The sequence below is a fragment of the Actinophytocola sp. genome, from assembly GCF_036402745.1.
In the GTDB taxonomy this organism is placed as follows: Bacteria; Actinomycetota; Actinomycetes; order Mycobacteriales; family Pseudonocardiaceae; genus Actinophytocola.
Genome location: NZ_DASWSJ010000075.1, coordinates 1 through 13,882 on the forward strand (window position 1 = coordinate 1; position 13,882 = coordinate 13,882).

The 13,882-nt window shown below is 71.4% G+C and carries 14 protein-coding genes; 5 read left to right on the forward strand and 9 right to left on the reverse strand.

Going from position 1 to position 13,882, the window contains the following annotated elements; genetic code table 11:
- Both VGD70_RS07115 and VGD70_RS07120 read right to left on the reverse strand, forming a co-directional pair.
- Positions 1–260: hypothetical protein (locus VGD70_RS07115; RefSeq protein ID WP_331079341.1), on the reverse strand; the 260-nt coding region annotated here is incomplete at its 3' end.
- Entirely contained in the window at positions 257–637 is a 381-nt protein-coding gene (locus VGD70_RS07120) for a DddA-like double-stranded DNA deaminase toxin (protein WP_331079343.1), read from the reverse strand. The genes VGD70_RS07115 and VGD70_RS07120, both read right to left, overlap by 4 nt.
- Position 638: 1 nt before the next feature.
- Here VGD70_RS07120 and VGD70_RS07125 point away from each other — a divergent pair, with 1 nt between their 5' ends.
- The 4 genes from VGD70_RS07125 (at position 639) to VGD70_RS07140 (ending at position 3,287) form a co-directional block, all read left to right on the forward strand.
- A complete protein-coding gene (locus VGD70_RS07125; RefSeq protein WP_331079345.1) occupies positions 639–869 on the forward strand; it encodes a hypothetical protein in 231 nt (76 codons plus the stop codon).
- Positions 870–877: 8 nt separating this feature from the next.
- A complete protein-coding gene (locus tag VGD70_RS07130) occupies positions 878–1,384 on the forward strand; it encodes a DUF6879 family protein (RefSeq protein WP_331079363.1) in 507 nt (168 codons plus the stop codon).
- Positions 1,385–1,394: 10 nt separating this feature from the next.
- Entirely contained in the window at positions 1,395–2,246 is an 852-nt protein-coding gene (locus VGD70_RS07135) for a helix-turn-helix transcriptional regulator (RefSeq protein WP_331079347.1), read from the forward strand.
- Positions 2,247–2,366: 120 nt separating this feature from the next.
- Positions 2,367–3,287 carry a helix-turn-helix transcriptional regulator gene (locus tag VGD70_RS07140; protein ID WP_331079348.1) on the forward strand — a complete coding sequence of 307 codons (921 nt, stop codon included), beginning with the start codon at positions 2,367–2,369 and terminating at the stop codon, positions 3,285–3,287.
- 46 nt (positions 3,288–3,333) lie between these two features.
- On the opposite strand, the gene VGD70_RS07145 is transcribed toward VGD70_RS07140, so the two are convergent.
- From VGD70_RS07145 to VGD70_RS07175, 7 genes are all read right to left on the reverse strand, one after another.
- Positions 3,334–5,103 carry a hypothetical protein gene (locus VGD70_RS07145; RefSeq protein WP_331079349.1) on the reverse strand — a complete coding sequence of 590 codons (1,770 nt, stop codon included), beginning with the start codon at positions 5,101–5,103 and terminating at the stop codon, positions 3,334–3,336.
- 34 nt (positions 5,104–5,137) lie between these two features.
- A complete protein-coding gene (locus VGD70_RS07150; RefSeq protein ID WP_331079351.1) occupies positions 5,138–6,946 on the reverse strand; it encodes a glycosyltransferase family 39 protein in 1,809 nt (602 codons plus the stop codon).
- Positions 6,943–8,187: a glycosyltransferase gene (locus VGD70_RS07155; protein ID WP_331079353.1), complete on the reverse strand. Its 1,245-nt coding sequence runs from the start codon at positions 8,185–8,187 to the stop codon at positions 6,943–6,945. Before VGD70_RS07155 ends, VGD70_RS07150 begins: the two co-directional genes overlap by 4 nt.
- A 76-nt stretch (positions 8,188–8,263) precedes the next feature.
- Positions 8,264–8,656, reverse strand: coding sequence for a hypothetical protein (locus VGD70_RS07160; protein ID WP_331079354.1), 393 nt, complete (start codon positions 8,654–8,656; stop codon positions 8,264–8,266).
- A 78-nt stretch (positions 8,657–8,734) separates the two neighbouring features.
- A complete protein-coding gene (locus VGD70_RS07165) occupies positions 8,735–10,576 on the reverse strand; it encodes a glycosyltransferase family 39 protein (RefSeq protein ID WP_331079356.1) in 1,842 nt (613 codons plus the stop codon).
- 38 nt (positions 10,577–10,614) lie between these two features.
- Positions 10,615–12,099 (reverse strand): sensor histidine kinase, encoded by a 1,485-nt coding sequence (locus tag VGD70_RS07170; RefSeq protein WP_331079358.1) that lies wholly within the window; start codon positions 12,097–12,099, stop codon positions 10,615–10,617.
- A complete protein-coding gene (locus VGD70_RS07175) occupies positions 12,077–12,793 on the reverse strand; it encodes a response regulator transcription factor (protein ID WP_331079360.1) in 717 nt (238 codons plus the stop codon). Before VGD70_RS07175 ends, VGD70_RS07170 begins: the two co-directional genes overlap by 23 nt.
- 332 nt (positions 12,794–13,125) lie before the next feature.
- Here VGD70_RS07175 and VGD70_RS07180 point away from each other — a divergent pair, with 332 nt between their 5' ends.
- Positions 13,126–13,638 carry a hypothetical protein gene (locus VGD70_RS07180; RefSeq protein WP_331079362.1) on the forward strand — a complete coding sequence of 171 codons (513 nt, stop codon included), beginning with the start codon at positions 13,126–13,128 and terminating at the stop codon, positions 13,636–13,638.
- The last annotated feature ends 244 nt before the right edge of the window (positions 13,639–13,882 follow it).

Below are 13,882 nucleotides of genomic sequence, written 5' to 3' on the forward strand. Positions count from 1 at the left end.
AGGCTGGACGGAAGGAACTCGGGCGGCGCGGACGGCGCCGGCCTATACCCGCGTGGCTTAAGGAACATCGTGACAGTCGAGGTCCTGCCGGGATACCGCAGCACCATGTCCAGGAACGTGCGGAGCGCCGTCTCTGTACCGAAGGTCGCCGTGAACGACGAGCCGGCGTCGTCGCGGAACGTCGCACTCGGCACCAGGACGTGGTCGGCGCCGTGAGCGAGATCGGCGCGCCGGAATCGGTTCCCGGTCGATCGTGTCACGACTGGCCTCCCACGAAGGTCTGCTTGTGCGGTTGCCCGCCGCTGGGGTCCGGCCACCAGACGGTAAGCGTCGCGTCAGCGGGCAACAACTGCGGCAGGTACGCCAGACACGACATCGGCGCGACGGTCCCCTCCTCGTCGATCAGGCACGGCCCGCCCGAGTTGTTGATGACGAGCACGCCGGACGTCTCGCCACTGTCTCGCATCGCGGCCGCCACCTTGACCTCGACGTGGTCAACGACGTTGGGCCGGCCCGACGCCGGGAACACCCCAGCATCCGCGGGCAGCTGTAGTGGCGCGTTGCGCGCCCGCCTTGACGAGGTGAGCCACGGGCGAGACCATGAGCAAGTTCCCGCAAGTTGCTCGCAAGGAGTCAAGATGCGCGCTCAGTTCCTCGGCAAGGACCCCGACTCGCAGATGGACAACTCACCTACCCTGTTCGCCACGGACAGGACGGACCGCGTCACGTACATCGCCCAAGGTTGGAAGGTGACCGATCCGCAGGCGCTGGCCGATATCGGTCCGGTTCCCGATCACGAGACGCTGATCGAGATCCCCGAGGAGGTCCTCAAGTTCTACGCACGTCGCTACCTCGAGGAGGGGCACTGACCCGGCTCATCAAGCCTGGCTCGGAATTCCGGCGGCTCTTCCACAGCTTCGAGCACACAGCCTTCCGCCTGGAGACGTACGACCAGTACGACGTTTCGAGTGAGAACGAGCCTCTGCGAAAGTTTCTCGCCGGTGAGCCGGACGACCTGTCCTGGATGCAGAGCTGGCTGAGCATGCTCGACGAGGGCAAGGCGGAAGGACGTCGTTTCTTACGTGTCCGTGTGGTGACCAGGCCGCTCACCGACTACAGCCGATTCGGCGTCTGGTGCTCCGAGTTCACGGGCCGAGCCGGCGAGGACATCCGCTACCTTCCTCGTGACCAAGCGGGACAACTGCCGACGCATGACTACTGGCTGTTCGACTCACGCACGTTGGTGCGGATGCATTTCGACGATCACGTGAGCTTCCTGGGCGGCGAGGTCATCGAAGATCCGGTGGAGATAGTCCGGCACAACTACTGGCGTGACGCCGCCTGGCATCATGCGATACGGCGGGAAGACTTTGCCGAGGAGTAAAGCCACTGGCGTGTCGAATGTCCACGAGGCGCGCATGGCGCTGGGTATACGACTACGGGAGCTTCGGCAGGAAGCCGACCTGACCGGCAGAGAGCTCGCGGAGTCGTTGGCATGGCAAGCCTCGAAGATCTCGAAGATCGAGAATGGTAAGCAGACGCCGAGCGTCACTGACATAGAAGACTGGACGAGAGCTACGAACAGCGAGAGCGAGACCTCGGCTCTGCTCGCCTCGCTCCGGACGCTCGAAGTCCAACATGCCGAGTGGCAGCGGGTATTTCGCGGCGGTATCCGTCCGCGTCAGAGTGTCATGTCCGAGCTGGATCAGAAGACCCGGCTCTTCCGGGTGTTCGAGGCAACCGTCATCCCAGGGCTGCTCCAGACCTTCGAATACGCTCGCGCGCGTTACGCCGAGGGCATCCGGGTGTTCAAGTTACCTGGCAAGGCCAACGAGGCCGCGGAAGGACGCATGAAGCGTCAGGACATCTTCTACCGGCCGGACAAGCGGTTTCACTTCGTTCTCACCGAAGCCGCCCTGCGCTTCCGCCTGTGCTCACCAGAGGCGATGCTCGGTCAGCTTGACCGTCTCGTGTCGCTGTCCGGGTTGCCCAATGTGCGGCTCGGCATCATCGGGTTCGATACTCCGTACACCGCGTCCCCCTGGCACGGCTTCTGGATCTACGACGACGACCGGGTATTGATCGAGACGTACTCGGCAGCGCTCAATCTCGCACAACCCCAGGAGATAGAGCTGTACAGCTCTGTCTTCGACGAGCTCTCCGCCGCCGCCAGCTATGGCAGGGCGGCCCGCGCCATCATCACTCGCGTGATCGACGATCTCGCCCAGCAGCTCCCGGACGCATAGCTCGTGTTTGCCCCGCAACAGGACCAGTTTCACGGTTGCGAGCAATAACGAGCAACTTGCTGTCCCAGCCGTCATCGGCTTGCTTACTCTCCAGAAAGTAGGACTCATGATCCCTCGGCGGTGGGTTCGATTCCCACTCGCCCCACTGCGGCAATCGCCTTTACTCACAAGGAGTTCCGGGTGTTCGACCAAGATCCGACCGTCCGATCGCGTGAACTGGGCCGCACGTTGGCGAACGCCGCACGGAACAACGGGTTCACCGGCCGGCAGGTAGCGCACAAGCTCGGCTGGGACGCCAGCCGGGTGAGCCGGCTGCTCAGCGGCAAGCGCGGGGTGAAGCAGGTAGACCTGGCGGCGTTCCTGGCCGTCTGCGACGTGGTGGGGCCGCCCCGGGACGCCGCCCTCGAACTGGCGAGAGACGCGCGGGAGCTGACCTGGCTGCAGCTACACGGCGAGCGACTTCCGGTACGACTGACCACGTTGAGCAATGTGGAGCGCACAGCCTCCACCATCGTGTGCGTCGCGACGGCGATGGTGCCCGCGTTGCTCCAGACCAAGAGCTACCGACGTGCCGCCTTGCAGGCACAGCCGGTGATACCCACCGAGGAAATCGAGGACCGGGTTGCCGCGGGCCTGGACCGGCAGTGGATCTTCGACCGGAATCCACCGGTCCGGTTCCTGTTCTTCCTGCACGAGCACGCCCTCACCCGGACCGGACCTGGCCGCCAAATCATGTCCGAACAGATCCACGACCTGTTGCGAATGTCCGTACGACCGCACCTGCGAATCCGCATCGTCCCCGAACGCCTGCTCGCGCACGAGCCGTTCGAACTGCTGGAGTTCGACGAGTACAACCCGGTCGTCTATGTCGAGCACCTCAACTCGGTCGCGTTCCTCGAACGCGAAGAGACCGTGGCGTGCTACCACCGAATCGTGACCGGGCTCGACGAGGCCGCACTTGACATCGAGGCTTCTCGTGCCTGGCTCACGACATCGGCTGCCCACTTCGCTCACCCGACGGACGACCCAGATCTGCCATAAACCACAGCTCTCACGCGACACCGACCACCGCGGCAGCTGGTGACGGTCAGCGTGGCGGCGGCTGGGTCGGGGGCGGTGGGGGAATCTCGGCCGGCAGCCAGCGCAGCGCGCCGCTGGTCTGGATGACCACGATGCGGCCGCCGGCGTCGACCGGGCCGATCACGGTGAAGCCCGAGTTCGGGGCGATGCCGGCGTACCGCAGGGCGAGGTCGGTGCGGGTCTGCCCGCTCACGCCGCCGCCGACGATCGTGCCGGTGCCGTCGACGATCACGGTGCAGCGGACGGGATCGGCCGCGTCGGCGGCCCAGCCGTGGAAGACGGGGACCGGCTTGCCGTTGAAGAAGGGGGCCGGGTCGGCCGGCTCGGTCCACTCCACCGCGCCGGCCGCGTGCTTCGGCCTCTTGTTGCCCCGCGCGGGAAGCAGGGGCGACATGGCGTCGAGGTCCAGCGTCGAACCGAGCTCGGGGCCGCCGCAGCCGAGGGTGAAGTCGTCGGTGAACGGGTAGTGGCCGAGCGCCTGTAATCGGGGGACCAGCTCGCTCGCCAGCGGGTATCTGCGGTAGGCGTCGCTGAACCCGCCACGCACGGCGACGGCCTCCACGTGGTGCTCCTTGTTCGCCGCCCGCTCGGCGACCGCGTCGGGTGAGCCGAGCGCGTAGCCGAGCAGGCCGGCGACGATCGTCACGCCGGCGATCCGGTAGCCGCGCTGGTCCGCCCGGCGGTGGACCACGGCGGCCAGCAGCACGATCGCGGGCAGCGACATCAGCACCGAGATCGACGTGTAGCGGGCGGTGTCCATGCCGACCTCGCCGCCGTAGTCGACCCGTGCCTGCGCGATCATCGCGGCGCCGAGGAAGGCGTGGCCGGCCAGCGCCCACCAGAACCACAGCCGCGGCTCCCGCGCGACCTTGCTCGTGGCCAGCGTGGCGTAGAGGCCGAGGAGCACCGCGCCGGCGAAGGCCGCCATCCCACCGCTGTCCGCCGTCCACAGCTTCCCGAGCACGGCGAGGAAGTAGTACAGCAGGCTGCCGATGTCGTGGGCCGGCGCCGCGGCCAGCGGCGCCGAGGGCCGGTAGGCCATCCAGACCGCGAACACCACGCCACCCACGGCCAGCGGCAGCAGCCGCTTCCACCACGCCTCCCGCCGCACCGCGGCGAGCACCGCCAGCACCGGCCAGACCGCGAACGCCGTGCCGTACGTGACGCTGCCCAGCAGCGCGAGGACCCAGGCGGGCCACCACCGGCCGCGGACCGCGAGCAGCAGCGCCACGACGACGATCAGGTTGGCGGTCAGCCACGCCGTGCCGCTCATCGCCCGGGTGAAGTTCCACAGCCCGTGCGGGCTGAACACGAGCGCCGAGCCGGCCGCCACGATGCCCGCCCGCACCAGCGGCGACAGCGTCCTCGGCAGCGCCGCGCCCAGCGCCACCACGGTGAGCGCGGCGACGGCCACGACGAACACGCCGAGCGTGCGGTTGTCGCCGCCGAACAGCTGGATGTTGAGCCAGTAGAGCACCGACGGCAGGCCGAGGATGTGCTCGTTGGACAGGTAGTTCGCGAGGTCGAACGCCTTGAGCGTGCCGTCCGGGTTGGTGATGCGGGTGAGCTGGTAGAGGTAGTCGATGTGCTGCAGGCGGCCCGCGTTCGCGACCTCCCGGAGCGTGCCGAGCACCGGGAGCACCGCGAGCAGCGTGACGAGCCTCGGCAGCCAGGGTCCCGTGACGAACCGGCGCCCCGCGACGAGCCGGGACGCCGGTTCGGCGCTCACCTCGACGGGCTCCGGCTGGGGATCCTCCCGCACCACCGCGCTCGTCACGGGAGGATCGTAGGTGCCCAACCGGCGCGCGTGGCTAGCGGAGGTCGTACACGGTCTGGTTGCCGACGGTCGTCGACTGGTAGTGGTCGGCCACCCACTGGGCGATGTCCGTGCCCCCACCGCCGCCGCCGCCCCCGCCGGGGATGTAGTAGCTGATCTGTCCATCCGCGACGTACCGCTGGAACTGGGCGAGCGTCGGGGCCGGGTCGCTGCCGCTCCAGCCGCCGATCGCGATCACCGACTTGCCGCTGGCCAGCTCCAGGTCCGCCGCGTTGGTGGCGTCAGTCGTGGCCGCCGCCCACTTGGTGGTGGTCGCCGCCAGCAGCGACGTCACGGCGGTGTTCCTCATCTCGCCCGGGCCGGCCCCCTTCCGGCCGCCGCCGTCCCCTGCCACGGCCGGGCCGGAGAACGGGATCGAGCCGCCGTGCGGCTGCGCGGCCGTCGCCACCGCGAACGCGCCGCTGCCGGCGAGCGCGACGACCACCGCCCCGGTCGCCACCCAGCGGCCCAGCCGTTGCGTGCCGACCACGAGCAGGGTCGCCACCACCACGCCACCGGCGAGGATGACCCAGCGCAGCCACGGCAGCCAGGAGGCGAAGCGGTCCAGCAGGATGAACGACCACACCGCGGTGACGGCGACCATCGCAGCCATCGTCACCGCGGCCGGCCGGTTGGTCCGTCCCTGCCAGAGCTGCACGCCCGCGATCCCGACCAGCGCGCCGATCGCCGGCGCCAGCGCCACCGCGTAGTACGGGTGGATGATGCCGCTCATCAGGCTGAACACGATCGCGGTCCCCAGCAGCCAGCCACCCCAGAGCAGCAGCGCGGCCCGGGTCCGGTCGGTGCGCGGCATGCGCCGGGTGAACCAGAGCCCAGCACCGAGCGCGATCAGCGCGGCCGGCAGCAGCCAGGACACCTCGTTGCCGAACGCCGCGCCGAACATCCGGCCGAGCCCGGTCGCGCCGCCGAACCCGATGTTGTTGCCGTCGCCCTTGGCGCCGCCGGGGTTGCCGTCGCCGCCGAAGATCCGGCCGAGCCCGTTGTAGCCGAGCGCGAGCTCCAGCAGGCTGTTGTCCGTCGAGCCCGCGATGTAGGGCCGGGAGGCCGCCGGCCACACCGCGACGAGCGCGACGAACCAGCCTGCCGACACGACGAGCGCGCCGGTGGCCACGGCCAGGTGCGCGATCCGGCGGCCGAGCGTCGTCGGCGCGACGAGGAGGTAGACGAGGCCGAACGCGGGCAGGACGAGGAACGCCTGCAGCATCTTGGTGAGGAAGCCGAGCCCGACCAGCGCGGCGGCGAGCGCGAGCCACCGCCAGCTCGCCTTCTCCACGGCCCGGGTCACCGCGTACCCGCCGGCCACGAGCAGCAGTACGAGCAGCGGGTCCGGGAGGTTGAAGCGGAACATCAACGTGGCGACCGGGGTCAGCGCGAAGACGGTGCCGGCGAGGAGTCCCGCCGCCGGCCCGGCGACCCGCTTCACCGCCGCGTACAGCAGGAACACCGACGCGACGCCGGCCAGCGCCTGCGGGGCGAGCACGCTCCAGCTGGAGAAGCCGAAGATCCGGCCGAAGAGCCCGGACAGCCACAGCGACGCCGGCGGCTTGTCCACCGTGATCACGTTGCCGGCGTCGAGCGAGCCGAAGAGCCAGGCCTTCCAGCTCTGGGTGGCGGCCTGGGTGGCGGCCGCGTAGTAGCTGTTGGCCCAGCCGGTCGCGGTGAGGTTCCACAGGTACAGCGCGGCCGTGCCGGCGAGCATCAGCCACATGAGCAGCCGGTGCCGGGTCGCCCGGCGCGGGGCGGCTGGTGCGGCGGTGGCGGGCGGGGCGAGCGTGGTGGTCACCGGGGGCTCCTCAGGGTCTCGGTCTGGCGGCGCGGGTGGAACACCCAGCTGCGGAGTAGCAGGAAGCGCAGCACGGTCGCGGCGAGGTTCGCGGCCACGAGGACCGCGAGCTCCAGCGCCCGTCCTGGTGCGGTCAGTCCGTTGAGGACCGCGAGCGAGCCGCTGGTGAGGGCGAGCCCGAGGGCGAACACGAGCAGGCCCTCGAACTGGTGCCGCCCGGCGAGGTGCCGGCCGCGCACGCCGAAGGTGAACCGCCGGTTCGCGGCGGTGTTCGCCACCGCGGTCACGCCGAGTGCGAGGAAGTTGGCCCCCTGCGCGCCCATTCCGGTCCGCAGCAACGAGAACAGCAGCAGGTAGGCGAGCGTGCTCGCGATGCCGACCGCGGCGAACCGGAGCAGCTGGCGCACCAGGCTCGGGGACACGCCGGCGATCGGCGCGCGGCCCAGCTGCGAGCGCAGCTGCCCGATCGGCACCCGGCCGGTCGCGAGCGCGCGGGCCAGCCGGACGATGCCCCGCAGGTCGGCGAGCGCGGTGGCGACGATGTCGACCCGGCTGTCCGGGTCGTCCACCCAGTCCACCGGCACCTCGTGGATGCGCAGGCCGGTCCGCTCGGCGAGCACGAGCAGCTCGGTGTCGAAGAACCAGCCGGTGTCGGAGACGTGCGGCAGCAGGCGCCTGGCGACGTCGCCGCGGATCGCCTTGAAGCCGCACTGCGCATCGGAGAAGCGGATCGCGAGCGTGCCGCGCAGCAGGAGGTTGTAGCCGCGGGAGATCAGCTCCCGCTTGGGCCCGCGCACCACCCTGGCGCCGCGGGCGAGCCTGCTGCCGATCGCGACGTCGGAGTGCCCGGACAGCAGCGGCGCCACGAGCGGGGACAGCGCCGCGAGGTCGGTCGACAGGTCGACGTCCATGTAGGCGAGCACGGGCGCGTCGGACGCGGACCACACGGTGTGCAGCGCGCGGCCGCGGCCCTTCTCGGCCAGGTGCACGACGGTCACCTCGGGCAGCTCGTCCGCGAGCGCGTGGGCGACCTCGAGGGTGCGGTCGGTGCTCGCGTTGTCCGCGACGGTGATCCGGAACCGGTAGGGGAAGTGCTCGGACAGCTGGGTGTGTAAGCGGCGGACGCATCCGGCGAGATCGAGCTCCTCGTTGAACACGGGGATGACGACGTCCAGGACAGGCTTGTCACCGTCGGGCACGATGGGTCCGCGGTCGGCGGTGCCGGGCAGCGTGAGCGTCATGGGGACAAGGCTCGCCGGGCCTGCTGGGTCGGCTATGTGTTCCGGCTGTGTGTGAGCTGTGTTCGCGCCCCGGCCGTCACGGGTTGTCCGCCCGCCCGCGATCACCCCTGACGAGGTTGGGCAGCACGGCGATCCCCACGCCCACGAGAAGCAGGAAGTACGGGCCGGTACCGGGGTGCCCGCCGGCGCCGACCTCGGCCGGCGCGCCGATGCCGTAGATGGCGAACAGGACGGCCAGCCCGCCGGCCACCCGGCACAGACCCATGCCGCCGGGCGTGAGCGGCGCGGTCCTGTTCCCCGCGAACATACCGAGGAGCACCGCCGCGCCCAGCACGATCGCGGAGGTGCCCCGGCCGGTCTGGAAGCCGTTCATGACGCCGTACCAGGGGACGTCTTCCAGCCAGGGCAGGAAAGCGGACAACACGCAGAGCCCGGCGGCGACGGCGATCGCGATGCGTTGCTGGTGCATCGGGACACGCTAGGACGGCCCGGCGGCCCCCGGCGGCTGTTGTGCGCGGACCGGCACGGCGGTTGCTCAGGGTGGCAATCAGCTCGCGAGGTCGTAGACGGTGACGCCGTCGACGGTCGTCGGGGTGTAGTTGGTGGCTACCCAGTCGGCTATCCGCTGGCCCGCGTCGCTGCCGCCGGTCGCCGAGCTCGAGGTGCCGCCGTCGCCGAGGAAGTAGTGGATCGCTCCGCTGTGGACGTACGCCTGGAACTGCGCCAGCGTCGGGGACGGGTCGGTGCCGTTGAACCCGCCGATCGCCATCACCGCCACGTCGCTCGCGAGCTGGTAGCCGGCCGCGTTGTTCGAGCCGACGGTGGCCGCGGCCCACCGGTAGCCCGCGCTGTCCTCGAGCAGCGCCACCAGCTGGTCCCCGGGGGTGGTGGTGTCGAGCAGGCCGGCCATGCCGCCACCCTTCCCGCCGCCCAGCATCCGGACGGGATTGCCGCCACCCGGGCCACCCGCGCCGCCCGGGCCACCTGTCGAGGCCGGGCCGGCCGACGGGATCGCGCCCGTGTGCGCGGTCGCCGCGGTGGCCACCGAGTACGCGGCCGGCCCGGCCAGCGCGGCGCCGACGGCCAGCACCGCGACCCCCTGGCGTGCCCGGGTCGGCAGGTCGCTCGCGAGCAGCAGCAGCGCCGCGGCCGCCAGCCCGCCGACGAGCACGACCACCCGCAGCGCCGTCCACGTGGTGGTGCCGAGCAGCACGTACGCCTCGATCGCGGTCAGCCCGACCACACCCGCCAGCACCGCGCCCGCCAGCGGGTCGGATCGCCTGCGCCACAACAGGGTCGCGCCGATCGCGACCAGCGCGCCGATGGCCGGCGCGAGCACGACCGTGTAGTACGCGTGGATGATCCCGTTCATGTAGCTGAACACCAGCGCCGTGACCACGAGCCACCCGCCCCACAGCAGCAGCGCCGCGCGGGCCTGGTCGGTGCGCGGCGCCCGGCGGGTCAGCCAGAGCCCGGCGGCCAGCAGCACCACCGCGGCCGGCAGCAGCCACGCGATCTGGCTCCCCATCTCGCTGCCCAGCAGGCGCGCCCAGCTCGACTGGCCCCAGCCACCGCCGCCACCGCCGCCGACGCTGCCGACCTCGTTCCCGGTCAGCCGGCCGAGGCCGTTGTAGCCGAACGCGAGCTCGAGCACGTTGTTCGTCTGCGAGCCTCCGATGAACGGCCGGCTACCGGGCCACAGCTCGACGAGCAGGATCCACCAGCCACTCGCGACGATCATCGCGCCCGTCGCGGCGGCGAGGTGCGCGACGCGGCGGCCGGGTGTCGTGGGCGCGGCGACGAGGTACGCGGCGCCGAACGCGGGCAGCACGAGGAACGCCTGCAGCATCTTGGTGAGGAAGCCGAACCCCACGCACGCGCCGGCCAGCAGCAGCCAGCGCCAGGACGCGGTCTCCGTCGCGCGGGTGACCGCGTACGCGGCGGCGACCAGCAGCAGCACGAGCAGGCTGTCCGGGTTGTTGAACCGGAACATCAGCACCGCGACCGGGGTGAGCGCCAGCACCGCGCCGGCGAGCAGCCCGGCCGGCCGTCCCGCGACCCGCCGCACGGCCGCGTACAGCAACCACACCGACGCGACCCCCATCAGCGCCTGCGGCACCAGGATGCTCCACGCGTTGACCCCGAACAGCCGGGCGGACAGGCCCATCACCCACACCGAGGCGGGCGTCTTGTCGATGGTGATCGCGTTCGCGGGGTCGGTCGAGCCGAAGATCCAGGCCTGCCAGTCCATCGAGCCGGCCTGCGCGGCCGCGGAGTAGTAGGCGTTCGCCCAGCCGGAGGCGCCGAGCCCCCAGAGGTAGAGCAGCGCGGTGCCGGCGAGCAGCGCGGCCAGCGGAATCGTGCGGACGCGGGCAGGGGCGGGAGTCATGCCCCAACGCTGTCCCGCGCGGCTGGGTGGTTCCTGGGTCAATCCTGTGTGCGGGCTATGAGCGGCAGCCACACGGTGAACTCGGTGTGGCCAGGCGCGCTGTCGACGTCGACGTCGCCGCCGTGGGCCTGCACGACCGCGGCCACGATCGCGAGCCCGAGCCCGGTGCTGCCGGCCGCGCGGGAGCGCGAGGAGTCGCCGCGGGCGAACCGGTCGAACACGTCCGGCAGCAGCTCCGCGGGGATGCCCGGCCCGTCGTCGGTGACCGTCAGCACGACCTCGGAGTCCGTTGTGGACAGTGTGGTCGTGACGGTGGTGCCGGCCGGGGTGTGCGTGCTGGCGTTGGACAGCAGGTTGGCCAGCACCTGGTGCAGCCGCGCGTCGTCGCCGGGCACGGTCACCGGCACGGCCGGCACGTCGAGCCGCCAGTGGTGGTCGGGCCCGGCGACCCGGGCGTCGCTGACCACGTCGACCACGAGCCGCGACAGGTCCACTGTGGAGTGATCGAGCGGGCGGCCGGAGTCCAGGCGGGCCAGCAGGAGCAGGTCCTCGACCAGCGCGGTCATCCGGGCGGCCTCGGACTCGACCCGGCCGATCGCGTGCGCCACCTCGGGGGTCGCGTCGCCGCCGCGGCGGACCAGCTCGGCGTACCCGCGGACCGCGGTGAGCGGGGTGCGCAGCTCGTGGCTCGCGTCCGCGACGAACTGGCGCACCCGGGTCTCGCTCTCCTGCCGGGCGGTGAGCGCGTTGTCGACGTGGCCGAGCATCCGGTTGAGCGCGAGCCCCACCTGGCCGATCTCGGTGCGCGGGTCGGTGTAGCGGGCCGGTACCCGCTCGGCGATCGCCACCTCGCCGCGGTCCAGCGGCAGCTCGGCGACCCGGCTCGCGGTGCGCGCGACGTCCTGCAGTGGTTGCAGGGTGCGCCGCACGATCAACGCGCCGGCCGCGCCCGCGGCGAGCAGCCCGACCAGCGACACGCCGGCGATGATCAGCCCGGTCGACAGCAACGTGCTGTCCATATTGGACTGCGACAGCCCGGTGACCACCACGTCCTGCGGGTTCAGCTTCGGGTCCACCCGGACCGCCATGAGCCGGAACGTGCCGAGGCTGCCCAGGTTCCGGGTGTAGGGCTTGCCGTCCGCCGGCACGGTGACCAGCACCGTGTACTGCCCGGACGGCACGGCCTGGTCCACCCCGAGGCCGGTCCGCTCCTGCGCCACGTCGACCTGGCCGTTGACGATGTGCGCGGTCAGCGTGCCGGGTCCCTGCACCTGGAGCAACCGCGGCGCGCCGGGCGGGAGCTTGCCCGGCCCCTCGCCGAGCGGGCGTCCGGTGGCCCGGGCACTCGCTTCGGCCAGCTGGTCGTCCAGCTGGTTCATGAGGATCGTCTGGAACGCCAGCACGGTGACGGCCACGATGACCACGCAGACCATCGCCAACAGGATGACCTGCTCGGCGATCAGCCGCCGGCGCAGTGGCCACGTCTCGAGGCCTCGACGCTCAGCCTGCCGGTTTGAGGACATAGCCCGCGCCCCGCATGGTGTGGATCATCGGCGTCCGGCCCGCGTCGATCTTCTTGCGTAGGTAGGAGATGTAGAGCTCGACGATGTTGGCCTGGCCGCCGAAGTCGTAGTTCCACACCCGGTCGAGGATCTGCGCCTTGGACAGCACCCGGCGCGGGTTGCGCATGAGGTAGCGGAGCAGCTCGAACTCGGTCGCGGTGAGCTCGACCGGCTCGCCCGCGCGGTGGACCTCGCGGCTGTCCTCGTCGAGGCTGAGGTCGCCGACGACGAGGGTGGCGCCGGCCGTGGCCTCGGTGATGCCGGTGCGGCGCATGAGGGCACGCAGCCGCAGGGTGACCTCCTCGAGGCTGAACGGCTTGGTCACGTAGTCGTCGCCGCCCGCGGTGAGCCCGGCGATGCGGTCCTCGACGGCGTCCTTGGCGGTGAGGAACAGGACCGGGAGCGCGGGCGAGTCGGCCCGCATGCGGCGCAGCACCTCCAGCCCGTCGACGTCGGGGAGCATCACGTCGAGCACGACGGCGTCCGGTCGGAACTCCCGCGCGGTGCGGACCGCGGCGACGCCGTCCTGGGCGCTGCGCACGTCCCAGCCCTCCAGCCGTAGCGCCATCGAGACGAGCTCGGCCAGGGTCGCCTCGTCGTCGACGACGAGGACCCGGACCGGCTGGCCGTCCGGCCGCCGCAGCTCGCTCTTCATGGTTCCGATCGTCACCCGCCGTGGTGTGGTCGGCCTGTGCGGATCCTGTGTATCAGCTGTGCGGGCGGCGGGCGAGGTGAGCGGGTCACAGCGTGGCCCAACGGCGGGCACAGGTGGTGCACAGGAACGGGGTCGACGGTGTGCCCATGAGTACCGAACAGGAGTCATCCGTGCCACCGCGGTCCACGCCGCCCGACGGCTGGTCCGCATCCGGATGGGGCGGCCCCGGCTCGTCGGACGCCGGTCAGCCCGCACAGTCCCCGCCCGTCGGCGCTTCAGCCGCTTCGTCCGCGGGGGCCTCGCCCGCCGGGGAGCCGTCGCCCGACAGTCCGGTGCCGCCGCAGCAGCCCCCGCCCGCCGGGTGGGGCGCGCCGCCGCCCCCGTCGTCGAACGGGCCGAAGTGGTCGGTGCGGCGCACCGTCATCGCGGTCGCCGTGGCGGTGGGCATCGCGGCGGCGGGGGGCGTGGCGATCTACGCGGCGAGCGGCTCGACCGACCAGGCAGCGGGCGGCCCCGGCGGGCCGCCGCGCGGCGGCGGCCCGATGATGTTGGGCGGCCCGATGGGCGACACCCCGCACGGGGAGTTCCAGAACGGCCAGGTGACGGCGATCAGCGCCACGTCGATCACCGCGAAGAGCACGGACGGCTACACCAAGACCTACGTCATCGACGCCGCCACCATGCAGACCGACGGCATCAAGAAGGGCGACGACGTCACGATCACCGCCACGACGGCCAACGGCAAGGCGACGGCCGCCTCGGTCATCGAGCAGGGCCAGGGCATGAGGCCCGGCGGCGGCAACGGCGGTGGCAACGGCGGTGGCGGCAAGGGAGGCGGCAACTAAGGCCTGTCTCGTAGATCATCGTGTGAAGTCCTGCGCCGACTGCGCCGACTGCGGCGACCACCGGAACCTCAGGGGACCGTGACGGCACCCAACCACCACCCACCCCGACACCCACACCATCCGCCGGAACGCAACGCACACTTTCAATCCCGGGGAGGCGGACTAGAACGCACACTTTCAATCCCGGGGAGGCGGACGGGTCAGCCGGCCTGACGCTTGGCGGCGATCCGCGCCTGGACCTCCG

Bases quoted from the DNA above. Each gene is read 5' to 3' on its own strand.
- VGD70_RS07155 (WP_331079353.1), bottom strand. From the start codon at position 8,187: ATGACGCTCACGCTGCCCGGCACCGCCGACCGCGGACCCATCGTGCCC.
- VGD70_RS07160 (WP_331079354.1), bottom strand. From the start codon at position 8,656: ATGCACCAGCAACGCATCGCGATCGCCGTCGCCGCCGGGCTCTGCGTG.
- VGD70_RS07175 (WP_331079360.1), bottom strand. From the start codon at position 12,793: ATGAAGAGCGAGCTGCGGCGGCCGGACGGCCAGCCGGTCCGGGTCCTC.
- VGD70_RS07125 (WP_331079345.1), top strand. From the start codon at position 639: ATGCGCGCTCAGTTCCTCGGCAAGGACCCCGACTCGCAGATGGACAAC.
- VGD70_RS07165 (WP_331079356.1), bottom strand. From the start codon at position 10,576: ATGACTCCCGCCCCTGCCCGCGTCCGCACGATTCCGCTGGCCGCGCTG.
- VGD70_RS07170 (WP_331079358.1), bottom strand. From the start codon at position 12,099: ATGTCCTCAAACCGGCAGGCTGAGCGTCGAGGCCTCGAGACGTGGCCA.